Source organism: Thioclava sp. NG1 (assembly GCF_003122275.1).
In the GTDB taxonomy this organism is placed as follows: Bacteria; Pseudomonadota; Alphaproteobacteria; order Rhodobacterales; family Rhodobacteraceae; genus Thioclava; species Thioclava nitratireducens.
On the sequence record NZ_QFBB01000002.1, the window covers coordinates 1 to 25,541 of the forward strand.

The following is a 25,541-nucleotide window of genomic DNA, read 5'->3' on the forward strand; positions in this document are numbered from 1 at the left end:
CCGCGCGCTGAACACCGTGATGATCTCGAGCACGTCCCGGGCGAGGTCCTCTTCGAAGCTGCTGTCTTCGCCCTGGTTCAGGATTACGATCTCAACGTTCTTCGCCTCGCAGATCGCAAAGACGAGCTCGGCGCCGAAGCGCAGCAAACGATCCTTGTGGGTGATGACCAGTCGGCCGACGCGATCCTCGACAATGTCTTCGAGTAGGCGCTTGAGGCCCTTCTTACGATAGTTCATGCCAGAGCCGAGATCGGTGACCACCTCGTAGGTCCAGCCCTGCCCGGCGCAATAGGCCTCGAGAAGCTGCGCCTGGCGCTCCAGGTCAGGTTTCTGGTCATGGGAGGAAACGCGTGCGTAGGCAACCGTGCGCCGGGCAGCTTTATCCTGCTGCCGATGGAGCTCTGGCTGAAGTTTGGCGAGGTCATAGCGGCGCCGCCCACCCTCGGTTACGAGGTCGGGTTTGAGCTTGCCGCTCTCATCCCATCTGCGAAGGGTGAGGGGTGTAACACCCAGGGCCTTTGCGGCCTCGCCAATACTTACAAGCTTCTTCATCATACAGATAATACATGATGCGAAAAGTATAAGTCAAATGGAAGCTGTTAAAGCCCCCAGCGTTCCACGGCCTTGCGACCGCCATAGGCACCGGCGAGATAGGCGATCGTCGAGCCGATATTGCAGCCGATCGCACCGACGGTGGCAACAAGGAGCAGTGAGAACTGACCGGTGGACGCGAGATAGCCCGAGAAGGGCATGATCACTTCAGATGGGAGTGGGATGCAGGCGGATTCAATCGCCATCAAAGCAGCAATCCCGGCATAGCCCATGGAGCTGATTGCATGGGTTATAAAGCCCGCGATGGCTGCCATCAGTCCTGAAAACATGTCCTGTTCTTTCCACTGCTAAACGAGGTCGGATTGCCGAGCTGCGCGTTATCGAAGCGACTTTCCAAGGCGCTCGGCACGGAGCCTGTCCTGCGGCTAGGCGCGTTAGAGGAAGGTGTAGCGGCGACGAGGACGGGAAAGAAATCTCGCGAAAGCGTGTCCAAGCCCCGCCTATTCCGCTTCCGTTTTTCCGATGAGCTGCGAGGGCGGGCTTTTTCGCAGGGCGCGGATGCTTGGTCAATTTAAGATGCTTGGTCCAATTAAACTGGCGAACAGCTCGTCGTGCCTCATTTCCGTTAGGTGACCTCAAACAGGTCGTTGGTCTGACGGCAATTGTCTGCGCCAATCACAAGTCAGTGCGAGGCGCAGCCCGTGCCGCGATCGGGAGCCATTATCAAGAAGACGGACATGCCGCGGCCTCTCACAGTGCTCGGCAAGCGCACGGAAGACCGGAGGATACAGACAATCCCTATTGACGAACCCGGTCCACTTACAGGGATCGCTGCGGTTCAGGGTAAAAGGTCCAGGCAACTAACCGGCTTGTCTTCTGCCCCTGTCCCATTTCGACGACCTTGAATTCGGCAACCTTCGCATTCCTCAGCAGTCTGGAGAGTGGCCGCAGGTTGTCTTTCTTGGAGACCAGGGAGGTAAACCATAGGCATTGATCGGCGAAATCGATGCTCTGCTCGATCATTCTGGCGATGAAGCCGATCTCGCCACCCGGGCACCAAAGTTCTGCATTCTGGCCACCGAAATTGAGTTTTTTCGAGTGCCCTTTGCCAAGGTTCCGCCACTTCCGCCGGGTGCCCTTGTCTGCCTGTTCAAGGGACGCGTGAAACGGCGGATTGCACAGGGTGACGTGGAAGATGTCAGCGGGCTCTATGACCCCTTTGAAGATATCTTCCGGATTGTTCTGGCGCCTGAGCCTTATGTTCAGGCCGTTTCGCTTGCAGATCTGGCGCGCCGATTTGATTGAGACAGGATCGATGTCGACGCCGGTGAAATCCCAGCCATATTCATGCTGACCGATCAGCGGATATACGAGGCTGGCACCTGTCCCTATGTCCAGAGCCTTGATGTCGGGCCCGTGCGGGATCTTTCGGCCATTACTCTCAGTTAGAAGATCCGCCAGGTAGTGGATGTAATCGGCCCGCCCGGGGATCGGGGGGCAGAGGTAAGTGGCGGGGATCTCCCAGAACTCAATATCGTAATGCGTTAGCAAAAGCGCCTGGTTGAGCATGCGGACCGCGTCCACGTCCGAAAAATCGATCGTCATCCGGCCGCGGGGATTTCTTGTCGTGAAGGCCTCCAGTCCGGGTGACTGCGCGATCAGCCGTTCGAAGTCATACCCCTCGCGGTGTTGATTGCGTGGGTGCAACATCGGTTTGATGGCCATCGAAAAACCTTCATGCATATTGGTGGTGAAAACGCGTCCAACTGGATGCGATCATAGGTTTTCATGGCGGCGTGAGGAATGCCCGAACGGCTATACCAGAACTTTACAAAGACACCAACCGCTGCGGCGCGGCTCCTCGGGGCCTGCTACAGGACATCAACCGACCCGAAAGACGTCGTCCTTGGTAAAGTTCGGGTCGCAAACTGAACTGACAATTGGCCAAGATCTTCTAGAAATTCTTTGCCGAGGGAGACGAATGCCGAATTTCCCTTTCGACCCCCGAGAAGGAAAGTGACGACACGGTGAAGAAGCTGGGCCTCGACGCCACCGATATCCGTATCCTGAGTGCCGTTCAGCGCCATGGGCAGTTGAGCAAGACGCGCCTGTCCGAAATCGTGAATATCTCGGCGACGCCTTGCTGGGCACGGCTCGATCGGCTGAAGGCGGCGGGGTATATAAGGGGCTATCACGCCGATATCGCGCTTGAGCGGGTCGTCGACTTTACGCAAGTGGTCGTCACGGTCTCCCTGACCCATCATCGCAAGGCCGATTTCGAAAGGTTCGAAGCGTGGTTGTATCGCCACGATGAGATTACCGAATGCATCGCGACGGGCGGCGGAATGGACTACGTGATGAAAGCTGTTTGCAGGAGCCTCACGGCATTCCAGGTGCTGATGCAGGACATGATGGATGCCGAGCTCGGCGTCGATCGTTACATGACCTACATCGCCACTCGCGTGGTCAAAGCGTCCCACCCGAACATAGCAAAAATGGCGGGGCCGGTTCCGGCCGACCGAACGGCCTGAAACGGGCTGCGATTTCAGTCCGAACGGTCCTGAAAACGCCCGTCATTTGGACCGCTGCGCGCCGATTTCGCCGCTTAAATCCGAGTCATCTACCACCGCGTCCCGGATCGACAGATCGGGCTTCAGCAAAGGCACAAAACGATGAATGCAGACGAGTTCGGCTTCGGCACCCAGATCCGCAAATCCCCCTATTTCGACGCCACCGTCCGGTGGGGCGCGAAGGGGTTTTCCGTCTACAATCATATGTATATCCCGCGCGACTCCGGCGACCCCGAGCAGAACTTCTGGAACCTGGTCAACGATGCCATCCTATGCGACGTGGCCGTCGAGCGGCAGGTCGAGATCACGGGTCCGGATGCGGCGCGCTTCGTTCAGATGCTCACGCCGCGCGACCTGTCCAAGATGGCTGTCGGACAGTGCAAATACATTCTGATTACCAATGCACAGGGCGGTATCCTGAACGACCCGATCTTGCTGCGGCTGGCCGAAAATCACTTCTGGATCTCGCTCGCCGATAGCGACATCCTGCTCTGGGCGCAGGGCGTTGCTGTGCATTCCGGCCTCGACGTGCAGATCTGCGAACCCGACGTGTCGCCGCTGCAGCTTCAGGGGCCGAAGTCCGGCCAGATCATGCAGGCGCTCTTCGGCGACGAAATCCTCAGCCTCAAATACTACTGGCTGCGTGAGCTGGAACTCGATGGAATCCCGTTGGTGGTCTCCCGGACGGGATGGTCTAGTGAGCTGGGCTATGAGCTTTATCTCCGCGACGGTTCCAAGGGGGATGCTCTTTGGGAACGGATCATGGCGACGGGCGTGAAGTTCGGGCTGAAGCCGGGTCACACCTCGTCCATTCGGCGCATAGAGGGAGGCATGCTCTCCTACCATGCTGATGCTGACATCAACACCAATCCTTACGAGCTCGGTCTCGACCGACTTGTGAACCTCGATATGGAGGCCGAATTCATCGGCAAGGCAGCGTTGCGAGCCATCCGCGACGAGGGTGTGACGCGGATGCAAGTGGGCCTTGTCATCGACGCAGAGCCTCTGGCGGGGCCGAACACGACCTTCTGGCAGATCAACCAGAATGGCGAGGAGATCGGCAAGGTGACGTCCGCCATCTACTCGCCCCGGTTGGAGCGCAATATCGCGCTGGCGATGGTCGGTGTGAGCCACGCGCAGATCGGCATGAAGGTCGAAGTGGTTCTGCCATCCGGTCCGACCCTCGCCACGGTGGTTGAACGACCTTTCTTCGACCCGAAAAAAGCGCTCGCGGCAGCCTGACCCCGAAGCCCTCGCCCCAAGCCCCTTCCAACCTACGGGATTGGTGGGGGAGTTTCATAAATGTGCGCCGGGCCATCAGGCCCAGGTCGTGGGGTCAAGACGAAAGTATGTCGTCAGCTGGTCGTAGAGCGCGGGTTCGGCGTGTTTGAGCTCCACCGGTCGCTCGAAGAATACCTCGACCAGAACGGCGAAAAACTCTTCCGGTCCCTCGGCGCCATAAGTGTCGATCACGGTCCGGCGCCCATGGCTCACTTGCTGAACATGGTGCTTGTATGCCTCTGCGAATACCGTCACCCAGCCAGAAAAGCTTTGGTCTTTTTCGAGCGCCGGAATTCCATCAGTGCGTCCCGAAAGATCGTCGAGCTGGTGGGCAAATTCATGAAATACGACGTTATGGCCATCGTGATCGTTGAAGGCCCCCCTCTGGGCGTGCGTCCAAGACAGAACGACGGGGCCGTGCGCCCAGCTCTCCCCGGTTCGGATCGTCTCGCGCTCTGTCAAAACATAACCGTTGCGCTGAGCCTGCCGGGACTTGAAGGCTCCGGGATAGATCAGAATAGTGCGAAGGTGGTCATACCAGCTCGGTGAATTGACGATGAGCAGACAGGCCTGGGCGGCGATGGAAAGCCGCATTTCATCGGTCACGTCCAAGCCATCGCAGCCGATGAAGTCGACTTGGTCCAACAACAGACTGATCTTGCCTTCGAGGCGATCTCGCAGGTCGGGCGGTAGTTTCCGGATCAAAGGGACCTGCTGCTGCACGATGACACGCTGAGGCTCCGGAAGCGCGGTATTCAGTAGATGGGCGCGCTTCTGTCGCTTGAACCAGAAGATACATCCAATGCAGCCTGTGGCAAGGATCACGAGGATAAGCAAAGCTGTCATTACCGCGGTCCAATCTCGGCTGGTCTATTTGATGGCGCAGATATCTGCAGAGAATAATGCAAATGGCGCATCCAAACAGACGCGCCGGACCGGTTAGTCTAACAGCCCGAAAGCTCCGATATCCTGCCTCCCCAATGCGAATTCGAAAAACCGCGTAGGTTGCCAAGCTGGTCCCGATCCCCGAAGATTCCGGCCGAATGCGAAGCGGCTCGAAGCAGGGCCCACGCGGCAGCGAAAAGAGGATGCGATGAAACTGAATGTCTATCTGGCGGGCGAAATTCATACCGATTGGCGCGAGGCGGTGAAGTCGGCCTGCGAGGGGTTGGATATCGAATGGTCGGGGCCTGTCACCGATCACGGCGCTTCGGATGATTGCGGGGTCGAGATATTCGGCGCCGAAGAGGACAAGTTCTGGCATGACCGCAAGGGCGCGTCGCTCAACGCGATCCGGATTCGCACCGGGATCGAGCGCTGCGACGTGCTCGTTGTCTGTTTCGGCGAGAAATACAAGCAGTGGAACGCGGCTTTCGATGCGGGCTATGCGGCGGCGCTCGGCAAACCGATCATCGTGCTTCAGCCGCCCGAGCATGACCATGCGCTCAAGGAGGTCGATACTGCGGCCAATGCGGTCGCGCGCACGCCCGAACAGGTGGCCCGCGCCCTGCGCTATGTGACGACGGCGGCGCTGTAAGGCGCAACGGTGCCCCGCCCGGATCAGCCGCGTGAGCGGCCCGGGCAGCGCGAGCGAATTTGTGATGAGGGCGGCGCCCGACCTCGGGTGGGCGCTAGCACTAGATGGGTGGTCTGCGCTTTATTGGGCCACATCCGACCAACTGTTGAGCGCGCGGTGCCGCTGCAGAAGCGCCCTCCCGAGGTCGGGCGCTGCCCGGGGCTGGTCGCCCCGGGGGTCGGTCTGAGCTAGGACCGGAGTCTCGCTGATCGTCCAAACAAAAACGCCCCCCGCAGGCAGTCCTGCGAGGGGCGCGACTTTTTCAAGCCAGACGATCAGGCGAGATCGAAGCGATCGGCGTTCATCACCTTCGTCCAGGCAGCTACGAAGTCTTCCACGAACTTCTCGCTTGCGTCGTCCTGAGCGTAGACCTCGGCATAGGCGCGCAGGATCGCGTTCGAGCCGAAGACGAGATCGACGCGGCTCGCGGTCCATTTCACCGCGCCGGTCTTGCGGTCGCGGATCTCGTAGGACCCGTCGCCCACCGGATGCCAGCTATAGCCCATATCGGTCAGGTTGACGAAGAAGTCGGTCGTCAGCTGGCCCTCGCGGTCGGTGAAGACGCCGTGCTTGGTGCCGCCATGGTTGGTGCCGATCGCCCGCATGCCGCCGATCAGGACGGTCATTTCAGGCGCGGTCAGCCCCATCAGCTGGGCACGATCCAGAAGCATCTCCTCGGGCGAGACGACGTAGTCCTGCTTGAGCCAGTTGCGGAAGCCGTCGGCGAGCGGTTCGAGCACGTCGAAGCTGTCGGCATCGGTCATCTCGTCGGTCGCGTCGCCGCGACCCGGTGCGAAGGGCACTGCGATGTCGTGACCAGCCGCCTTGATCGCCTTCTCGACGCCGACATTGCCCGCGAGCACGATCACGTCCGCCACCGAGGCACCTGCTTCCGCCGCGATCGGCTCGAGCACCGAGAGCACCTTCTGCAGACGCGCAGGCTCGTTGCCTTCCCAGTCTTTCTGCGGAGCCAGACGGATGCGCGCGCCATTGGCGCCGCCCCGCATGTCCGAGCCGCGATAGGTGCGTGCGCTGTCCCATGCGGTCGAGACCAGCTCGGCCACAGACAGATCCGACGCCGCGATCTTCTCCTTCACAGCCTCGACGTCCCAATCGGTCGAACCGGCGGGGACCGGGTCCTGCCAGACCAGATCTTCCGACGGCACCCACGGACCCTTGTAGCGAACCTTCGGGCCCATGTCGCGGTGGGTCAGCTTGAACCAGGCGCGGGCGAAGGTGTCCTTGAAATACTCGGGGTCGGCCATGAATTTCTGGCAGATCTCGTTGTAGATCGGGTCGACCTTCATCGCCATGTCGGCGTCGGTCATCATCGGCATCCGGCGCTTGGTCGGGTCCGACGGGTCCCGCGGCATGTCTTCTTCGGCGATGTCCACCGGCTTCCACTGTTTCGCGCCAGCGGGGCTCTGCGTGACTTCCCATTCGTGACCGAAGAGCATCTCGAAATAGCCCATGTCGAATTCGAGCGGGTTCGTCGTCCACGCGCCTTCCGGCCCGCCGGTGATCGCGTTGCTCGCTTGCCCTTTGAGGTTCGGGTTGAACCAGCCGAGGCCCTGCTGATCGACATCGGCCGCTTCCGGCTCCGCGCCGAGGGCCGACGCGTCACCATTGCCGTGGCATTTGCCGACGGTGTGGCCGCCCGCCGTCAGCGCGGCGGTTTCCTCGTCATTCATCGCCATGCGCGCGAAGGTCTCGCGGACTTGCGCCGCGGTCTTCATCGGGTCGGGCTGGCCGTTGACGCCCTCGGGATTCACGTAGATCAGGCCCATTTGCACGGCGGCGAGCGGGTTTTCCATCGTGTCGGGCTTGTCGACATTGGCGTAGCGTTCGTCCGACGGCGCGAGCCATTCCTTCTCGGCGCCCCAGTAGGTGTCCTTCTCGGGATGCCAGATGTCCTCGCGACCAAAGCCGAAGCCGAAAGTCTTCAGCCCCATGCTTTCATAAGCGACGGTGCCAGCAAGGATGATCAGGTCCGCCCAGCTGAGCCGGTTGCCGTATTTCTTCTTGAGCGGCCAGAGCAGGCGACGGGCCTTGTCGAGGCTCGCATTGTCGGGCCAGGAGTTGAGGGGTGCGAAGCGGATATTGCCGGTGCCTGCGCCGCCGCGGCCATCGGCGAGACGATAGGAGCCCGCCGAGTGCCAGGCGAGACGGATCATCAGCCCGCCGTAATGGCCCCAGTCAGCCGGCCACCACTCCTGGCTTTCGGTCAGCAGCGCATGCAGATCGGCTTTCAGCGCCTCATAGTCGAGCTTCTCGACCTCTTCGGCATAGTCGAAGCTGCGCCCCAGCGGGTCCGTCTTGGTGTCATGCTGGTGCAGGATGTCGAGGTTGAGCGCCTGCGGCCACCAATTCATCACGTTCGAGCCAAGCTCGGTATTTCCGCCATGCATCACCGGGCACTTGCCGCCGGTGTTCACTTCGTTTCCATCCATCTGTGCTTCCTCCTGCTGAGCACGGGGTTGATCGAACAGACCGGTCGAGGTCTGACGTGCCGCAGTTTACTCGAATGGAGCCCGGGCACGTGAATTCACATCTTAGATGATGGTGATAGCAGGCGTTGTGATAAATAAAAATTTGTAAATTATAATTATGGACATAAGCTAAAGTTATGGCTTCGTGGTGTAGTGGCGAAACCGAAGTTCTCAGGGCGTTTTTCGCTCGTCGCCGTAAGGCTCTCGGTCTTTCCTGGTTTGGAGAGGGTTGCCAAGGAAGGCTGCCCTGCAAAACGCTTCTATGCGAGGGAACGGCCTCGGTGATCTCTCGCGACGAACCTGTGGACTCCTCTTTTCGGATGACAGTCGTGGCGAGAGGAAAGCTCGAGGCAGAGCGCAGCCGTCGCGACGCGGATGGGCTTGTCCCGGGCTTGCCTCAGAGCGCGGTCCAGACGCCTCCCGCCTGGGATGATCGCAAGGCCGCCAAGATGAAGCGCATTCCCGCCAAGCCATCAGCAACGCCAGGCAGCAATCCAAGCGGTCTGGGTTCGCCGCGCTCGTGGGCCAGAATCGCGTCAGCTGCGGCGCTATAGATATTGCCGAAAGCCTCGAGGAACCCTTCCGGATGGCCAGCCGGAACACGCGCCATCTCGGCCACCTCGGGCGTGAGCCCCGGCCCGCCCCGAGACAGAAGATACGGGGGCTCTCCGAATGGGGAGACGCGTAGACTATCGGGCGCGGTTTGCAGCCATTCAAGCCCCGCCGTCTCGCCGTAAACACGCAGTTTCAGCCCATTCTCATTGCCAGGGGAGACCTGGCTGGCCCAGAGCATGCCCTTCGCCCCGCTCGCATAACGGATCAACATCTGCACGTCGTCATCGACCGCGCGTCCGGCCACGAAACTGGTGAGCTCGGCGCAGACTTCGCGCGGCTCGAGCCCCGACACGAAGCTCGCGAGGTTCATTGCGTGGGTGCCGATATCACCGAGCGAACCCGCTGCACCCGCGCGCGCGGGATCTGTCCTCCAGACAGCTTGTTTCGCGCCATCCGCTCCAACCGGTTCGGTGAGCCAGTCCTGCGGATACTCGACCTGAACGACCCGGATGCGCCCGAGTTTTCCGGCTTCCACCATAGCGCGGGCCTGTCGCACCATCGCGTAGCCGGTGTAGTTATGTGTGAGCACGAAGAGCGCGTTTGAGGCGCGCACCTCTTCGGCCAGTGCCTCCGCTTCCTCGAGCGTGCGCGTCATGGGCTTGTCGCAGATCACGTGGATGCCCGCGCGCAGGAAGGCGGTCGCGACGGGCGCATGCATATGGTTGGGGGTTACGATCGACACCGCCTCGATCCCGTCGGGCCGCGCCGCTTCTTCGCGCGCCATCACTTCGAAATCCGCGTAGCTGCGCGCGGGGTCCAGCCCCAGCGCCGCAGCAGAGCGATGCGCGCGCGCGGCCTCGGAAGCAAGCGCCCCCGCGACCAGCTCGAACCGGTCGTCGAGCCGCGCCGCGATGCGGTGAACGCCCCCGATGAAGGCTCCCTCGCCGCCGCCGACCATGCCGAGGCGCAGTTTGCGATGTCCGTTCGTCTCGCTCATGTCTTGCCCTCCAGCCCGAGAATACGCCGATTGGCGCCTTCGTCGGTGCCCGCGCCTGCGAAGTCGTCGAATGCGTGATCGGTCACGCGGATGATGTGGCGGGCGATGAACTCCGCCCCTTCGCGCGCGCCGTCCTCAGGATGCTTGAGCGCGCATTCCCATTCAAGCACGGCCCAGCCGTCGAAGTCATGCGCCGCCATTTGCGAGAAGATCCGCCCGAAATCCACCTGCCCGTCGCCAAGCGACCGGAACCGCCCCGCGCGGTCCACCCAGGACTGATAGCCGCCGTAGACGCCCTGGCGCCCCTAGGACACGAATTCGGCATCTTTGACGTGGAAGGCGCGGATGCGGTTGTGGCGGCGCGCTTGCCCCTTACCGACTTCCTCAGCAAATACGTCCTCCGTGGGCCGGCACCCACGGTGTCGAAACGAGCAACTGGAACATGCTGATGAGAGTCCGGCCCATGGACGGGCACATGTGATGTGGAAAAAGCCGGGAAGCTTTCGTCGATCTTGTCTTGGCGGATTGCGGGTCGGCGTGGTTGGCGCGCCGGAAAAGGTTGACCGGGCAAGGCCCCGGCAATACCAACGATCGAAGGGCGAGATGGCGTCTCGCCCCGATCCCGTTTTTGTCCTGAACGCCCGGACCTGTCGCGCGCGCCTACCGATACCTCGGACGGCGCCGAGGAGGCATCATGGCATTATCCGCAACTCCCAGTACCGCCACCTTCGAGCACAAGCGTATCGGAATGGCGTCGATGGCGCTCGCAATGGCGCTCCTGCCGGTGGGGGACGCGATCTCGAAATCACTCACCACGGTCATTGCGCCTTTCGAGGTCACCTTGCTGCGCTCATTGGCACAGGCAGCGTTCTTCCTGCCGGTTGCGTGGGTCATGCGTCGTCACCTCGCGGGTCCGATCCTCTCGGGGGCGTCCCTCATCTCGGCCGGGCTGATCGTGACCGTGCTCTATTCGCTCATCACCGCTTTCGAGGTCATGCCCATCGCCACGGCGATCGCGATCTTCTTCGTCGAGCCGCTGCTTCTCACCTTGCTTGCCGGGCCGTTCCTTGGGGAGGTTCCGGGCCCGCGTCGCTTCGCTGCCGTCGGGGTCGGGCTCGTCGGCGCGCTGATCGTGATCCGGCCGAACTTTGCCGTGTTCGGTCCGGTGGCGTTGCTGCCGCTGCTGGCCGCCCTGTGCTATGCGCTCAACATGATCGTCCTGCGCAAGGCGCGTGGCGGGCAATCCCCCCTGAGCTTCCAATTGGGCGCCTCGCTCTGCGCCGCGGGCCTCCTGCTGTTTATCGAGATACTCCGCCAACTCAGCGGGCTCGCTCCGGACCTGCCTCTCTTGCCCGGTTGGACGGGCTATGCGGTGCTCGCCGCCGGGGCGCTGTCGACAGTGACGTTCCTGATGATCACTTTTGCGTTCTCTCGCGTCGAGGCGAGCCTGCTGGCCCCGTTCCAGTATCTCGAGATCGTTGGTGCGACAGTCCTCGGGTTTCTGGTGTTCGGCGACATTCCCGACGCGCTCACGTTCCTCGGCACCGGGATCATCCTGGCATCCGGAATCTATGTCTTCCATCGCGAAAGGGTGCAGGACGGGCCTGACGAAAAGGAATTTCGCGCGCGCTCCTGAGGCGGCGGCGTCGTTCTCCGCGCCAAGAATTCGGAGACGGCTATCTCCTCCTTGCTGGCGCATCACATTCATCCAATGGCTCGCCATTATCTCACGGAAGTGGCTTCCATCAGGGGGAGATGGCCTTGCCCGAAGGCTTGCATTCGGGGGTGGTATGGAGTTTTGCTGCCGTTATCCGCAACAGCCGAAAGGCAGAACCGTTGAAAACCCGTAGCTTCGCCGTAATCGGCCTTGGGACGTTTGGAAGCACTGTGGCGAGCGAACTCGCCCGCTTCGGCAACCCTGTCCTGGGGATCGACATCGAAGGGCGAAATGTTACGAGGCTCGCAGAAACCCTGACAGAGGCCATAATCGCCGATGGCAAGGACGAGGCGGCGTTGCGTGAGGCGGGAGTCGGCAATTACGACGTCGCTGTCGTTGCGATTGGTGAAGACCTCGAGGCCAATGTGCTTTGCACGATGAACGTCAAATTGCTCGGTGTCGAGACGATCTGGGTCAAAGCACTCAATCGCACGCATCACCGCATTCTTACCAAGTTGGGCGCGGATCGTGTCATCCTGCCAGAGCAGGAAGTCGGTCAGCACATCGCGCAGATGCTCCACAATCCCTTGGTGCGGGACTATGTGAGCCTCGGGAACGGTTATCACGTGGTCGACCTGAACGTTCCGGCGAAGCTCGATGGCAAAGTCGTCGGCAGCGCCGCAATTCTCGAGAAATACAACCTCAGGGCCCTCGGTGCCATGCGCGAGAACCAGTATCTGTCTTGCGATAGTGACGAGCTCACGCTGCGTGAGGGTGACAAGCTTCTGCTGCTCGGCAAGCGGTCCGATCTGCGGCATTTCGGAGACGACTTGCGTGACGGTAAATGACCGATGGCGCGCATTTATTCCAAGCGTCAGGCTCCGCATCTCGCACCACCTCTTGTCCTGATCCTCATTTATGCTGGACTCATCGTGTTTGGCTGCGCTGCGCTGAAGCTGCCCTTTGCGACGACCACCCCGATCACGTGGTCTGATGCGGCCTTCACGGCCACGTCCGCCGTAACCGTGACCGGTCTGGCGGTTGTCGATACTGGAAGCGCCTTCACTCTGTTTGGTCAGGCCGTGGTGATGCTGCTGATCCAGCTCGGCGGTCTCGGGCTGATGACTTTTGCCGTGCTGATCCTGTCGATGTTCGGGCTGCCAGTGGGGTTCACCCATCGGCTCTATCTGAGAGAGGACCTGAATCAGACGTCCGCGACGGATTTGCTGGCATTGACCCGGATGATCCTCAAGGTCGTTTTCATTTGCGAATTCGTTGGCGCCGCGCTCCTCGCATCGGTTTTCGTGCCTGAGGCAGGGTGGGGCGAGGGGCTCTGGCAAGCGCTCTTCCACTCGGTCTCCGCTTTTAACAACGCTGGATTTGCGCTTTTTCCGGACAGTTTGAGCAAATGGGTTGGAAACCCGATCATCAATCTCACCATTCCAGCGCTCTACATACTTGGCGGCCTCGGCTTCACGGTCGCCTCCGATATCTGGCGGGTAAGACGTTGGCATCGCTTTTCGTTGCACACCAAGCTGATGCTTGTCGGCACGATAGCGTTGCTCATTTGGTCCGCACTGGCATTCGGGATTATGGAATGGACAAATCCGGGCACGCTGGGGAGCCTCTCGTGGTCCGATCGGCTCTGGGCCAGTTGGTTCCAGGGAGCCACTACGAGAACGGCGGGCTTCAACACTGTCGAGATCGGAAATCTTACAGACGGCACTTCGCTCATGTTCATGACGCTGATGGTCATCGGCGCGGGCAGCACGTCGACCGGCGGCGGCATAAAAGTCACGACCTTCATCGTCCTGCTGCTCGCCACGGTCGCCTTCTTCAGGCAGCGTTCCAGTATCCAGGTCTTCGGGCGCGAGCTCGGTCTCGATCAGGTCATGAAAGTTCTCGCCCTCTCGATTATCAGCGTTCTGCTGATCCTTTGCGCGCTCTTCGCACTGCTGCTCTGCCATGAAGGCGATTTTCTCGATCTTGCCTTCGAGACCACCTCTGCCTTCGGCACCGTCGGCTTGTCGCGTGGCATCACTGGCGATTTTGATGGCGCCGGACGCGCTATCATCATGGCGGTGATGTTCGTGGGCCGCGTAGGTCCTCTTACCCTCGGTTTCCTGCTTGCCACACGGCGGCCCCGACGGATCGGCTATCCGGCCGGAACGGTGTATCTCGGCTAGGACCAATCATGAATTTCGTATCTTTCATCAACGGTCTTACACTGGTTTTCTTCGCCGCCTTGATGGGCCTCGATGCGCTTCTTTTTTCGGATACAGCCAAGGTTTTTGCGCTCTCCGGCGCACTGGTGGGCGCTTTGGGGGCGACGATCAGCGTCGCCTCCCGCTCGTCCTTTCTCGGTTTGGGACGGCTTCACGCTTTCCTGCTCACGTCGTCGGTTTGGCTTACCGCCGCAATTGCCGGCGCCGTTCCGCTCGCAATGTGGTCGCTCACTCCCGTGGATGCTCTGTTCGAGGCGATGTCGGGGATTACGACGACGGGCTCTACGGTGATGAGCGGTCTCGATACCACACCGCGCGGCATCATCATGTGGCGAGCGCTGCTGCAGGCTGTCGGTGGCGTCGGGTTCATCGTCACCGGCATCGCCTTGTTGCCGATCCTGAAGGTCGGCGGCATGCAGCTCTTCCGCACCGAGAGCTCGGACAAAGGGGACAAAGAACTGAGCAACACTGCGAAGTTCGCCTCGGTGACGCTGCAGATTTATGTAGCTCTCATAGGGCTTTGCACGCTTGCCTACCTTGCTGGTGGCATGAACTTCTTCGACGCGGTGACCCACGCCATGACCACGTTGTCGACCGGTGGATATTCGGGCTATGACGCGTCCTTCGGCCATTTCGACAGCCCATTCCTGCAATGGACGGCGACGCTCTTCATGCTGCTTGGGGCCTTTCCGTTCGCATGGTATATCCGCGGCATCTATCGGCGGACGGTTCGAAGCGAGCAGGTCGAAGCCATGCTGCTCACCTTGGGGGTCGTCATCATCGGGCTGACGGTTTGGCTCGTCTGGACAAGTGGAACGCCGCCGCTGACCGCTCTTCGCATGGTCGCTTTCAACGTCGTCTCTGTCGTGACGACCACAGGCTACGCCACGACCGACTACACTGTCTGGGGGCCGTTCGCGGTTGTTGCCTTCTTCATTCTCTCTGCAGTAGGGGGCTGCACCGGATCGACCGCGGGTGGCGCCAAGGCGATGCGTTGGATCGTATTTTCCAAGGCGGCGCGCGCACAGATGAAAGTGATTAGATTACCGCGTCGGGTTGTTTCCATAAAATACGAGGGGCGCGTGATCGAGAATGACGTCCTCGCGGGCGTTATCGCCTTTTTCGTTATCTATATGGCGACGTTCCTAGGGCTCACCACGCTTCTGGGCTTTTTCGGTCTCGACTTTGCGACGGCGACCAGCGGAGCTTTGACGGCTTTGGCAAATGTCGGACCAGGGGTCGGACCAATCATCGGTCCGGCTGGGAATTTCTCCTCCCTCAGCGATCCCGTGAAGATAATTTTGACCTTCGGGATGTATCTCGGACGTCTGGAAATTCTCACGGTATTGGTGCTCTTCAAGCCCGAATTTTGGCGTGAGATCGCGGTTTTGGGGGAACGGGCGTGATCTCCAAGGGGGGCAGTCCGTCACTCTGAACAAAGCTGAGAAGCTCGATCCACGGGCCGTGGAAGTCTCGGGATCGGGTCCCAGATCATCGCCGACGCAGCTTCGCGTCATCTTGTGCTGCGTCTCGATTTCCTCGTCCGTCACGTAGGCGCTGAAACCGGACACCGCCTCTCCCGAAGCATCAGCCCGTGGGGGGCGCCGGTCGCGCGGCGGCGAAGGCCGGAAGCGTCTCGAGATGCGCGGCGATCCGCGTGATATTCGGCATCGGCGCAAGGTCGATCCCCCAGCGCCGCGCATTGTAGATCTGTGGCACGAGGCACAGATCCGCGAGCGTCAGCTGGTCGCGCCAGCAGAATCGCTCGCCCGATATCATTTCCTCGACCGCGGCGAGGCCGGGGGCGATGAAGGTCTGCATCCAGCTTTCCATCGTGATCGCACCGTTCGAGACCGCCACGGCGTGTTTCGCGACGCGCAGATTGCAAACCGGATGGATATCGACCGCGATAGCCTGGGCGAGGGCGCGGACATGGGCGCGGTCGGCCGGAGCTTCGGGCAGCAGGCCGAGCGCGCGGGTCTCGTTGAGATATTCGACGATCGCAAGGGATTGGGTGAACCGGTCGCCATCGATCTCAAGCGTCGGCACGAGCCCCTGCGGATTGACGGCGAGATAGTCGGGATCGCGCTGTGCGCCGGTCGTCAGATCGACCGGAGCGGCCTGCCACTCAATCCCGGCGAGCGCGAGCGCGATACGGACACGGTAGCTTGCCGAAGACCGCCAGTAATCATGAAGTCGTGTCATTCGATCGGCGTCCCCAGCAGTTTGTCCATTGCGCGCTGCAAGCCGGCGAGATCGGATCCGAGCACCGCCTCCAGCTGCCGCTGATAGGCGATCGCGCGCGGCAACAGCTCCGCCATCAGACGTCGCCCCTCGCGGGTCAGACTCAGCGCGACCAGCCGGGCGTCCACGTCGTCGGGCCGTTTCTCGACCAGACCTTTCGCCTCGAGGTGGCTCGCCGCGCGGCTGACCTTTGGGCGCTCCAGCGAGGTGCGTCGTTCTATATCGCGCACCGAGACCCGGCCCGCATGGGAAAGATGCACCATCACCCGCCATTGCGGCATTGTCAGCCCGGCGTCGCGATAGCCCGCCGCCAGTTCCTGGCTCAGCTTCACCGAGAGCTCCGCGACCAAATAGGGCAGGAAACGCTCGAGATCGAACCCCGGGAGGGGGATCTCTTCATCAGCGGTTTCACGAACTTTTTGTTCAACGGTCATGGGATTCGATGCGGTTTCAAGTTGTTGCGACTGCAACGAATGAGCACGAAATACGTTGCGATTGCAACGAAAATCGTGCGTCGTCTGGAAATCTGGATGTGTAACCATCAGTAAATAATTGATTTTTTACCAAGTCTCCCTCGCTCTTCGTTGCGAATGCAATAAAATCCTTGACTTCGTTGCGAATGAAACGAAACTTGGGCGGAGTTCGACGTCGGCATTTTTGCAAGAGGCCGGCGAACAGGGAGTGGAGGATCTCATGACCGAGCAAGCTCTGCCGAGCGGCATGGTGCGGGCAACCGGCACGTCGGGGCCGCATGAAGGCTACATGCCGGGTTTCGGCAATGATTTCGAAACCGAGGCGCTGCCGGGTGCGCTGCCGCAGGGCCAGAACAGCCCGCAGAAATGCGAATACGGCCTTTATGCCGAGCAGCTTTCCGGAACCGCCTTCACTGCGCCGCGCGGCCAGAACGAGCGGACCTGGTGCTATCGGATCCGGCCCTCGGTCAAGCATGTCGGTCGCTTCACCAAGATCGACGTGCCCTATTGGAAATCCGCGCCGAATGTCGATCCGGACGTGATCTCGCTTGGCCAATATCGTTGGAACCCGGTGCCCCATTCCGATGAGCCGCTGACCTGGGTCACCGGCATGCGCACAATGACCACCGCGGGCGACGTGAACACGCAGGTCGGCATGGCGAGCCATATCTATCTCGTGACGCAGTCGATGGAGGACGAGTATTTCTTCTCGGCTGACAGCGAGTTGCTCGTCGTGCCGCAAGAGGGGCGTCTGCGCTTCTGCACGGAGCTCGGGATTATCGATCTCGAGCCCAAGGAGATCGCCATCCTGCCGCGCGGTCTGGTTTATCGGGTCGAAGTCCTCGAAGGGCCGGCGCGGGGCTTCGTCTGCGAAAACTACGGCCAGAAGTTCGATCTTCCGGGCCGTGGCCCGATCGGTGCAAACTGCCTCGCCAATCCGCGCGACTTCAAATGCCCCGTCGCGGCTTTCGAGGATCGCGACGCGAAAAGCCGGGTCGTCATCAAGTGGTGCGGCCAGTTCCACGAGACGTTCATCGACCACAGCCCGCTCGACGTGGTGGGATGGCACGGCAATTATTGCGCCTACAAATACGATCTGCGCACCTACAGCCCGGTCGGCGCGATCCTGTTCGATCACCCCGATCCGTCGATCTTCACCGTGCTCACCGCGCCTTCGGGTCAGGAAGGCACCGCGAATATCGATTTCGTGCTGTTCCGCGAGCGCTGGATGGTGGCCGAGCATACGTTCCGCCCGCCGTGGTATCACAAGAACATCATGTCCGAACTGATGGGCAACATCTACGGCATCTACGACGCCAAGCCGCAGGGCTTCATGCCGGGCGGGACCAGCCTGCACAACATGATGCTGCCGCACGGCCCTGACCGTAACGCATTCGAACACGCATCAAACGAACCGATGGAACCCGCGTTCCAAGGCAACACGATGCAGTTCATGTTCGAGACGCGCTTCCCGCAGCACCTCACCGAATTCGCCGCGAAGGAGGCGCCGTTGCAGGACGATTACATCGATTGCTGGGACAGCATCGAGAAGAAATTCGACGGAAAACCGGGGACCAAATGACCGACCAGACCAGCTGGGTGGCGTCCGCTCAGGGCGACACCGACTTCCCGATCCAGAACCTGCCCTACGGCGTCTTCGACGACGGCAATGGGGCGCGGATGGGCGTCGCCATCGGGGATATGATCCTCGACGTCGCCAAGGTGGATCACGGGCTTTCGGCAGATCTGTTCGCCGAGCCCGCGTGGAACCGCGTCATGGAGGCGGGCCCGAAGACCTGGGCCAAGCTGCGCGCGCGTCTGACCGAGCTTCTCTCCGACGAAGGGCACAAGTCCGCGGTCGAGCCGCATCTGGTGTCGCAAGCCGGGGCGAAAATGCTGATGCCGTTCCGCGTGACCGAATACACCGATTTCTACGCCGGCAAGAACCACGCGACCAATGTCGGCACGATCTTCCGTGGCCCCGAAAACGCGCTGCCCGCGAACTGGCTGTCGATCCCGATCGGCTATAACGGCCGGGCCTCGTCGGTGGTCGTTTCCGGCACGCCGGTCATCCGTCCCAACGGGCAGGTCAAAGGCCCGAACGAGGAGCTGCCGCGTTTCGCCCCTTCGGCGCGTTTTGACATCGAACTGGAATTCGGCGCCATCGTCGGCCAGCCCTCCGAGGGTATGATCTCGGTCAGTCAGGCCGATGAGATGATCTTCGGCTACGTGCTGCTCAATGACTGGTCGGCGCGCGACATCCAGGCGTGGGAATACGTGCCTCTCGGACCGTTCCAGTCCAAGGCGACGGCGACGACGATCAGCCCCTGGATCGTGACGAAAGCGGCGCTGGAGCCGTTCCGCGTCAACACGCCCGAGCGTGAGCGCGAATTGCTGCCCTATCTGCGCGAGCCGGGGCCGATGAATTACGATATCGAGCTGGAAGTCGCGCTGCGCCCGGAGGGCGGCGAGGAGGCGGTGATTTCGCGCACCAATACCTCGATGCTCTACTACTCCGCCGCGCAGCAGCTGGCCCATCACACGACCTCGGGCTGTCCGATGCGCGCGGGCGATCTGTTGGGCTCGGGCACGATCTCGGGCACTGAAAAAGACAGCCGGGGCTCGCTGCTCGAACTGAGCTGGTCGGGCAAGGAGCCGCTGGAGCTTCCCGATGGCACGACCCGCAGCTTCATCGAGGATGGCGACACGCTGACCCTGCGCGGTGCTGCGCAGGGCAAAGGATACCGCATCGGGTTCGGAGATTGCACGGGGCAGGTGCTCCCTGCGCGCGCTCTGCCCGACTGGGCTAAGGAATAAGGAGGCATCTGATGGCCAAGGCATTCGCGTCGCAAGGCGACATGGAAGAGAAGAAGATCAGCTTCACGGAAGTGGGCGAGGGCCTCTACGCCTTCACCGCGGAGGGCGACCCGAACACCGGCGTCATCATCGGCGACGACAGCGTGATGATCGTCGAGGCGCAGGCCACCCCGCGTCTTGCGCGCAAGGTGATCGAATGCGTCCGCTCGGTGACCGACAAGCCGATCAGCCACCTGGTGCTGACGCACTACCACGCGGTTCGCGTGCTGGGCGCCAGCGCCTATGGCGCGCGCGAGATCATCATGTCCGACACCACCCGCGCGCAGGTCGCAGAACGTGGGCAGGAGGACTGGGACAGCGAATTCGGCCGCTTCCCGCGCCTGTTCCAGGGCCATGAGGAAATCCCCGGTCTGACCTGGCCGACCACGACCTTCAGCGACCAGATGACGGTTTACCTCGGCAATCGCCGCGTCGACATCATGCATCTGGGCCGCGCCCATACCGCAGGCGATGCAGTGATCTGGGTGCCCGATCAGGAGGTGATGTTCACCGGCGATATCGTGGAATACCACTCGGCCTGCTATTGTGGTGACGGTCATTTCGGCGACTGGCCCGAGACGCTGGCCAATATCGCAGCCTTCGAGCCGCGCGCGATCGCGCCGGGTCGTGGCGATGCGCTGGTGGGCGAGAAGATGGTCACCGAAGCGCTGGAGAACACCGCTGATTTCGTCCGCTCCACCTTCAAGCCGGTGGAACGCGTCGTTGCCCGTGGCGGCACCCTGAAAGAGGCGTGGGACGCGGTGCGCGAAGCCTGCGATCCGAAATTCGCCGATTACGCGATCTACGAACATTGCCTGCCGTTCAACGTGGCGCGCGCCTATGACGAGGCCCGCGGCATCGACACCCCGCGTGTCTGGACGGCAGAGCGCGACCGCGAGATGTGGGACGCGCTTCAGGGCTGAGGCGCGCCGGCAGGGGAGGAGGAACCGATGCCATATGATTACAAGCCGTTCGACTATGTTGCGCCGAAGGGACTGAGCGCCCCGGAGCCGCGTCACAAGGTCATCGTCGTTGGGGCCGGGCCGATCGGTCTCGCCGCCGCGCTGGAGCTTGCGAATTACGGCGTGGCGTCGGTCGTGCTCGACGACAACAACGTGGTGTCGGTGGGCAGCCGCGCGATCTGCTGGTCGAAACGCTCGCTCGAGATACTCGACCGGCTGGGCGTGGGCGATGCCTGCGTGCAGAAGGGTGTGACCTGGAAGGTCGGGCGCACCCATCATGGCGCGCGCGAAGTGTTCAACTTCGACCTTCTGCCCGAGGACGGCCACAAGATGCCCGCCTTCGTGAATCTGCAGCAATATTACGTCGAGGAGTATCTCGTCGCCGCTGCGCAGGCGAACCCGCTTGTCGACCTGCGCTTCAAGAACAAGGTCACCTCGCTCGAGCAGGCGGCGGATCACGCGACGGTCTCGATCGAGACGCCGGATGGGGAATATACGCTCGAAGGTGAGTATGTGCTGGCCTGCGACGGGGCGCGCTCGCCGATCCGGCAGATGATGGGGCTGGAATTCGAGGGCGTTCTGTTCGAGGAACGCTTCCTGATCGCCGATATCGAGATGCAGGCCGATTTCCCGTCGGAGCGCTGGTTCTGGTTCGAGCCGGATTTCCACGAGGGCCAGTCGGCACTGCTGCACAAACAGCCTGACAATATCTACCGCATCGATCTGCAACTGGGCTGGGACACCGATCCGGAGGAAGAGCGCAAACCCGAGCGCATCATCCCGCGGATCGAGAAGGCGGTGGGCCATTCGAATTTCAAGCTCGACTGGACCTCGATCTACACGTTCCAGTGCCGTCGGCTGAAGAACTTCGTCCATGACCGGGTGATCTTCGTGGGCGATAGCGCGCATGTCGTCTCGCCCTTCGGCGCGCGTGGCGGCAATGGCGGGCTGCAGGATGTCGACGCGCTGGGCTGGCGTCTGGCGCGGGTCGTGAAGGGAGAGAGCACGCCCGCGCTGCTCGCCCGCTACGACGCCGAGCGGACCTTCGGCTCTGACGAGAACATTGCCAATTCCAGCCGTACCACGCGGTTCATGTCGCCGCGCCCGGGGGCGGAGCGGTGGTTCCGCGATGCGGTTCTGGCGCTGTCTGAGCATGCGGATTTCGCCCGCCCGATGGTGAACTCGGGACGCTTGAGCCTGCCGTGCCGCTACCCGCTGGACCAGGCGCCCGATGATGCGGCCTTGCCGAGTGGCACCCGTCCCGGCGCGGTCGCCCCCGATGCTCCGCTTGGCAACGAATGGCTGCTCGATCGGCTTGCGGGCGGCTTCACGCTTCTGGGCCTCGGTGCCGAGGCGCCCGAGGTCGCGGGGCTGCGCAGAATGACGCTCGATCCGACGCCGGAGCTGCGCGCCCGCTATCTCGGCGATGCGCCCTCGGCGCTCTACCTGATCCGGCCCGATCAGGTCGTCGCGGCGCGTTGGCAAAAAGCGGGGGCCGAGCAGATCGCCGCGCAACTGGCTGCAATCGAGGAGGGCAGCGCATGAGCCTGATCACCGACCTGAACCTTGCCGATCACGACGCGCTCTACGAGCGGCTTATCGCCGCCCATGAGGGGCTGGACGAGGCGGAAAGCGCCGCGTTCAACGCGCGGCTGATCCTGATCCTGATGAACCATATCGGCGACCGCCGCGTGCTCGAGGAGGCGTTCGAGCTCGCCGCGCGTGCCGGGCGTCCCGATGCCAGCCCGAAAACCGGGCAGATGCGCGCCGATAGCTGATGCCTTTACCGAACGCGGGAGCTCCGCGTTCGTCGTCATTCTTGGGAGGAAACGATGACGCATAAACTGACGAAACGTGCTTTCCTGGGCTCCGCCGCCGCAGTGGGGGCGACCCTTGCGATGCCTGCGATCCCGGCACGGGCCGAGGGCGTGGACCTCGTCCTGTCGAGCTGGTTGCCGCCGCGCCACCCGATCGTGGTGGACGCGATCAAGCCCTGGGCGAAGGACATCGAGAAAGCGACCGAGGGCCGCGTGCGCATCCGCGTGCTCGCCAAGCCGCTGGGCTCGCCGCCCGCGCATTTCGACATGGCGCGCGACGGCGTGGCCGACATCACCTACGGTCTGCACAGCTTCACGCAGGATGACCGCTTCAAGAATTCGCGCGTTGGCCAGTTCAGCTTCCTCGGCAATGATGCCGTGTCGATGTCGGAAGCCTTCTGGACCGTCTATACCGAGAAGCTCGGCGCCGAGAAGGAACATGCCGGCACCCATCTGCTGGGCCTGTTCAACCATGGCCCCGGGATGGTCCACAACAACAAGCGTCCGATCAACAAGATCGAAGACCTGCAGGGTTTGAAGATGCGTGTGCCGGGCGGTTACATCGCCGATCTGATGAGCCATTTCGGCGTCGAGACGATCTTCACCCCCTCGGGCGAAGTCTATGAAAAGCTCTCGCGCGGCGTCGTCGATGGCGTGACCTTCCCCTATGACGCGATCGCCTCGTTCAACCTCGCGGATTACCTGAAATACACCACCACGATCCCGGGCGGCATCTACAACACCACCTGGTTCCTGGTGATGAACTCCGGCAAGTGGGACGCGATTTCCCCGGCCGATCAGGAGGCGATCAACAAGCTCTCCGGGCTCGCCTTCGCAACCCGCGTCGGCAAGGCGTGGAACGGCGCGGACGAGCGCGGCAAGAAGGCAGCGAAAGAGGGGGGTATGGTCGCCGAGACCGCGCCGCAGGGCGTGCTCGACGCGATCAAGCAAGAGGCCAGCGTGCTCGAAGGGCAGTGGGCCGACAGCCTGGGTGGCGACTATGACGGTCGCGCCGCGCTTGCCGAGTTCCGCAAGATGACGGGCGTGGACGTATGATCGCACGCGGCCGCTTCGTTCTCGAGGCAATCGCCGCGGGCCTGGTGACGGGGTTGATCCTCGTCACCTGTTTCGACGTGGTCGGCAGGTATCTGTTCAACAACCCGCTGACCGGCGCCTACGAGATCACCCAGGTGCTTCTCGGCGCGCTCGTCTTCGTCGCGATGCCTCTCACCACGGGCAAGGGAGGCCATGTCGAGGTCGACCTGCTGATGCCGATCCTGCCGCCGGTGCTGCGGCGTATGCTCGGGCGGATCGGGAGCGCGATCGCGGCGCTCGTCATGCTCTATTTCGCATGGCGGCTGGTGATCCTGACACAGGATCAGTTCCACACGCAGCTCGCGACCTCGGGTCTCGGGATCAAACTCTGGTATTTCGGTGTGATCGGCGTACTCAGCTTCGCCGTCTCCGCCCTTGTCGCGGTGCTTCGGAGGCCGGAATGACGATATCTCTCGTGGCATTCGCCATACTTCTGGCGCTGGTCTTCCTGCGCGTGCCGATCGCCTTCGCGATGGCGCTTGTCGGCGGGGCCGGGTTCGCATGGATGCGCGGCGCCGAGGCGGCCGGCTCGATGGTCGGCAGCGCCGTCTTCGAGACCGGGATGAACTATTCGCTTTCGGTCGTGCCGCTCTTCATCTTCATGGGCAATGTGCTGGCCGGATCGGGGATCGCCAGCGGTCTCTTCACGGGCGCCGACCGGGTCTTCGGGCGGATGCGTGGCGGGCTCGCGATGGCGACGATCCTCAGCTGCGGCGGCTTCTCCGCGGTCTGCGGTTCGTCGCTCGCGACCGCGGCCACGATGTCGAAGGTGGCGATGCCATCGATGCGCCGCTTCGGCTATCACGACTCGCTCGCCACCGGCGCCATCGCCGCGGGCGGCACGCTGGGCATTCTGATCCCGCCCTCGGTCATCATGATCATCTTCGGTCTTCTGACCGAGAGCGACATCGGCAAGCTGTTCATCGCGGGGATCGTTCCCGGGGTGCTCGGTATAGGTCTGTATCTCGTGTCGGTCATGGTCGCAGTGCGGCTGAACCCGAAACTCGCCCCGGAAGTGCGCGAGCCCCTTGCCATGAAGCGGCAGGACATCGTCGGCGTGCTCGCGACGCTCGGGCTGTTCGTCTTCATCATGGTGGGCATCTATGGCGGGTTCTTCACTCCGATCGAGGCCGCCGGCATGGGCGCGGCTGCGGCCGTCTTGATCGCGGCTGCGGTCGGCGGTCTGAGGCTCGGCGCGCTCTGGCGGGCGCTCACCGATGCGGCAATCGCCTCCGCGATGATCTTCGCTATCGTCATCGGAGCCGAGATCTTCGGCAATTTCGTCACCTTCGTGGGTCTGCCCGACGCGCTGGCCGAACTGGTCTACAATCTCGGGCTGGGCGGCTACGAGGTGATCATCATCATCGTACTGATCTACATGCTGCTGGGCATGGTGCTCGAGAGCCTGTCGATGATCCTGCTGACGGTGCCGATCTTCTACCCGGTGATCTACCAGCTCGATTTCGGTTCAGGGCTCTTGGCCAATCCCGACAATGCGTTGATCTGGTTCGCCGTGATCGTCGTGGTCGCGACAGAGATCTCGCTGATCACGCCGCCTGTTGGCATGAATGTCTTCGTGCTGCGCTCGGTTCTGCCGGACGTGACGCTGGGCACGATGTTCCGCGGCATCCTGTGGTTCTGGGTGGCAGATATCGTGCGGATCTCGCTGATCGTGGCCTTCCCGGTGATCTCTCTCTGGCTGGTCGGCTAGTCCCGCTCGGGCTTGGTGCGGATATCGAGTTCGAGCGTGTCGATCAGCGCATTCACCCCGGCTTCGAGTCCGGCGCGCGCTTCCTCGGGCAGGGCGGAGAGCATCGTCTGGGCCCGGGCGTTCACCTTGGGCCGGGCCTCGCCATAAAGCGCACGGCCCGCCTCGGTGCATTCATACTCACGCAGCCGCCGATCGCTGTCGGGCACGAAGCGCCGGATCAGCCCGCGCGCTTCGAGACGCGCCGCTGCCCGGCTTACCTGAACCTTGTCGAGCGTGGTGCGGCGCGCGATGTCGAGCGATGAAATCCGGCCGACCCCGTCGAGGATCGACATCAGCCTCCATTCCTCTCGCGTAAGCCCGTATTCGCGCGCATAGACATCCTGGAGATTGCGCGAGAAGGCCTCGGCGGCGATCGCGAGACGGTAGGGAAAGAATTCCTCGAGCTTCATGCGGTGCAAATCCTCCTCGGGGCAGGATGGCA

At 62.1% G+C, this 25,541-nt stretch carries 24 protein-coding genes and 1 pseudogene; 15 read left to right on the forward strand and 10 right to left on the reverse strand.

The features are described from left to right. The 3 genes from DEM26_RS03090 to rlmF all read right to left on the reverse strand — a co-directional run. A partial coding sequence (locus tag DEM26_RS03090) for an IS607 family transposase (protein ID WP_109171900.1) occupies window positions 1-552 on the reverse strand: 552 nt, incomplete at its 3' end. Window positions 553-599: 47 nt separating this feature from the next. After that, on the reverse strand, window positions 600-881 hold the full coding sequence (locus tag DEM26_RS03095; protein WP_199224622.1) for a DedA family protein: 282 nt from the start codon (window positions 879-881) through the stop codon (window positions 600-602). Between the two features lie 490 nt (window positions 882-1,371). Beyond that, a complete protein-coding gene (gene rlmF, locus DEM26_RS03100; protein ID WP_109171673.1) occupies window positions 1,372-2,277 on the reverse strand; it encodes a 23S rRNA (adenine(1618)-N(6))-methyltransferase RlmF in 906 nt (301 codons plus the stop codon). Between the two features lie 302 nt (window positions 2,278-2,579). Here rlmF and DEM26_RS03105 point away from each other — a divergent pair, with 302 nt between their 5' ends. Both DEM26_RS03105 and DEM26_RS03110 read left to right on the forward strand, forming a co-directional pair. Next, window positions 2,580-3,083, forward strand: coding sequence for an Lrp/AsnC family transcriptional regulator (locus DEM26_RS03105; protein WP_088719257.1), 504 nt, complete (start codon window positions 2,580-2,582; stop codon window positions 3,081-3,083). A 141-nt stretch (window positions 3,084-3,224) separates the two neighbouring features. Beyond that, window positions 3,225-4,364, forward strand: coding sequence for a glycine cleavage T C-terminal barrel domain-containing protein (locus tag DEM26_RS03110; protein ID WP_109171674.1), 1,140 nt, complete (start codon window positions 3,225-3,227; stop codon window positions 4,362-4,364). Between the two features lie 75 nt (window positions 4,365-4,439). Here DEM26_RS03110 and DEM26_RS03115 read toward each other — a convergent pair whose 3' ends face one another. Beyond that, the gene (locus DEM26_RS03115) at window positions 4,440-5,249 is read right to left on the reverse strand and encodes a zinc-dependent peptidase (RefSeq protein ID WP_109171675.1); all 810 of its coding nucleotides are present in this window, start codon (window positions 5,247-5,249) and stop codon (window positions 4,440-4,442) included. 247 nt (window positions 5,250-5,496) lie between these two features. Here DEM26_RS03115 and DEM26_RS03120 point away from each other — a divergent pair, with 247 nt between their 5' ends. Further along, on the forward strand, window positions 5,497-5,940 hold the full coding sequence (locus tag DEM26_RS03120) for a YtoQ family protein (RefSeq protein WP_109171676.1): 444 nt from the start codon (window positions 5,497-5,499) through the stop codon (window positions 5,938-5,940). Between the two features lie 314 nt (window positions 5,941-6,254). Here DEM26_RS03120 and katG read toward each other — a convergent pair whose 3' ends face one another. The 3 genes and pseudogenes from katG to DEM26_RS03135 all read right to left on the reverse strand — a co-directional run. After that, entirely contained in the window at window positions 6,255-8,429 is a 2,175-nt protein-coding gene (gene katG / locus DEM26_RS03125) for a catalase/peroxidase HPI (RefSeq protein WP_109171677.1), read from the reverse strand. 436 nt (window positions 8,430-8,865) lie between these two features. After that, window positions 8,866-10,020: a Gfo/Idh/MocA family protein gene (locus DEM26_RS03130; protein WP_109171678.1), complete on the reverse strand. Its 1,155-nt coding sequence runs from the start codon at window positions 10,018-10,020 to the stop codon at window positions 8,866-8,868. Further along, window positions 10,017-10,373 (reverse strand): annotated as a pseudogene (locus DEM26_RS03135) (sugar phosphate isomerase/epimerase family protein); the annotation flags it as partial. The gene DEM26_RS03130 and the pseudogene DEM26_RS03135, both read right to left, overlap by 4 nt. Window positions 10,374-10,714: 341 nt before the next feature. Between DEM26_RS03135 and DEM26_RS03140 the strand changes: the two are divergent. From DEM26_RS03140 to DEM26_RS03155, 4 genes are all read left to right on the forward strand, one after another. Then, the gene (locus tag DEM26_RS03140) at window positions 10,715-11,656 is read left to right on the forward strand and encodes a DMT family transporter (protein ID WP_233243006.1); all 942 of its coding nucleotides are present in this window, start codon (window positions 10,715-10,717) and stop codon (window positions 11,654-11,656) included. Window positions 11,657-11,829: 173 nt separating this feature from the next. Continuing rightward, window positions 11,830-12,525, forward strand: coding sequence for a potassium channel family protein (locus DEM26_RS03145; RefSeq protein ID WP_233243031.1), 696 nt, complete (start codon window positions 11,830-11,832; stop codon window positions 12,523-12,525). Between the two features lie 3 nt (window positions 12,526-12,528). After that, window positions 12,529-13,863 (forward strand): TrkH family potassium uptake protein, encoded by a 1,335-nt coding sequence (locus DEM26_RS03150; protein ID WP_109171680.1) that lies wholly within the window; start codon window positions 12,529-12,531, stop codon window positions 13,861-13,863. Between the two features lie 8 nt (window positions 13,864-13,871). Further along, window positions 13,872-15,308, forward strand: coding sequence for a TrkH family potassium uptake protein (locus DEM26_RS03155; RefSeq protein WP_075777552.1), 1,437 nt, complete (start codon window positions 13,872-13,874; stop codon window positions 15,306-15,308). 181 nt (window positions 15,309-15,489) lie between these two features. On the opposite strand, the gene maiA is transcribed toward DEM26_RS03155, so the two are convergent. Both maiA and DEM26_RS03165 read right to left on the reverse strand, forming a co-directional pair. Next, the gene (maiA, locus tag DEM26_RS03160; protein ID WP_109171681.1) at window positions 15,490-16,107 is read right to left on the reverse strand and encodes a maleylacetoacetate isomerase; all 618 of its coding nucleotides are present in this window, start codon (window positions 16,105-16,107) and stop codon (window positions 15,490-15,492) included. Then, window positions 16,104-16,688 carry a MarR family winged helix-turn-helix transcriptional regulator gene (locus tag DEM26_RS03165; protein WP_233243007.1) on the reverse strand — a complete coding sequence of 195 codons (585 nt, stop codon included), beginning with the start codon at window positions 16,686-16,688 and terminating at the stop codon, window positions 16,104-16,106. The genes maiA and DEM26_RS03165 overlap by 4 nt, the downstream gene beginning before the upstream one ends. Before the next feature lie 151 nt (window positions 16,689-16,839). On the opposite strand from DEM26_RS03165, the gene hmgA reads away from it, so the two are divergent. From hmgA to DEM26_RS03205, 8 genes are read left to right on the forward strand one after another with little or no spacing between them, the layout of a single operon-like run. Further along, a complete protein-coding gene (gene hmgA / locus DEM26_RS03170) occupies window positions 16,840-18,201 on the forward strand; it encodes a homogentisate 1,2-dioxygenase (RefSeq protein WP_109171682.1) in 1,362 nt (453 codons plus the stop codon). Further along, window positions 18,198-19,436 (forward strand): fumarylacetoacetase, encoded by a 1,239-nt coding sequence (gene fahA / locus DEM26_RS03175; RefSeq protein ID WP_109171683.1) that lies wholly within the window; start codon window positions 18,198-18,200, stop codon window positions 19,434-19,436. Before hmgA ends, fahA begins: the two co-directional genes overlap by 4 nt. A gap of 11 nt (window positions 19,437-19,447) precedes the next feature. After that, window positions 19,448-20,398 (forward strand): MBL fold metallo-hydrolase, encoded by a 951-nt coding sequence (locus tag DEM26_RS03180; RefSeq protein WP_109171684.1) that lies wholly within the window; start codon window positions 19,448-19,450, stop codon window positions 20,396-20,398. Between the two features lie 27 nt (window positions 20,399-20,425). Then, window positions 20,426-21,982, forward strand: a complete 1,557-nt coding sequence (locus tag DEM26_RS03185) for an FAD-dependent oxidoreductase (protein ID WP_088735140.1) — start codon at window positions 20,426-20,428, stop codon at window positions 21,980-21,982. Continuing rightward, on the forward strand, window positions 21,979-22,215 hold the full coding sequence (locus tag DEM26_RS03190; RefSeq protein ID WP_088722072.1) for a DUF2783 domain-containing protein: 237 nt from the start codon (window positions 21,979-21,981) through the stop codon (window positions 22,213-22,215). Before DEM26_RS03185 ends, DEM26_RS03190 begins: the two co-directional genes overlap by 4 nt. A gap of 54 nt (window positions 22,216-22,269) precedes the next feature. Continuing rightward, a complete protein-coding gene (locus DEM26_RS03195) occupies window positions 22,270-23,310 on the forward strand; it encodes a TRAP transporter substrate-binding protein (RefSeq protein ID WP_075777560.1) in 1,041 nt (346 codons plus the stop codon). Further along, on the forward strand, window positions 23,307-23,753 hold the full coding sequence (locus DEM26_RS03200) for a TRAP transporter small permease (RefSeq protein ID WP_075777561.1): 447 nt from the start codon (window positions 23,307-23,309) through the stop codon (window positions 23,751-23,753). The genes DEM26_RS03195 and DEM26_RS03200 overlap by 4 nt, the downstream gene beginning before the upstream one ends. Then, complete coding sequence (locus DEM26_RS03205) at window positions 23,750-25,060, forward strand: TRAP transporter large permease (protein WP_109171685.1); 1,311 nt, start codon at window positions 23,750-23,752, stop codon at window positions 25,058-25,060. The genes DEM26_RS03200 and DEM26_RS03205 overlap by 4 nt, the downstream gene beginning before the upstream one ends. Here DEM26_RS03205 and DEM26_RS03210 read toward each other — a convergent pair. Then, entirely contained in the window at window positions 25,057-25,509 is a 453-nt protein-coding gene (locus DEM26_RS03210; RefSeq protein ID WP_109171686.1) for a MarR family winged helix-turn-helix transcriptional regulator, read from the reverse strand. The two genes, DEM26_RS03205 and DEM26_RS03210, sit on opposite strands and share 4 nt — an antisense overlap. Window positions 25,510-25,541 lie beyond the last annotated feature (32 nt).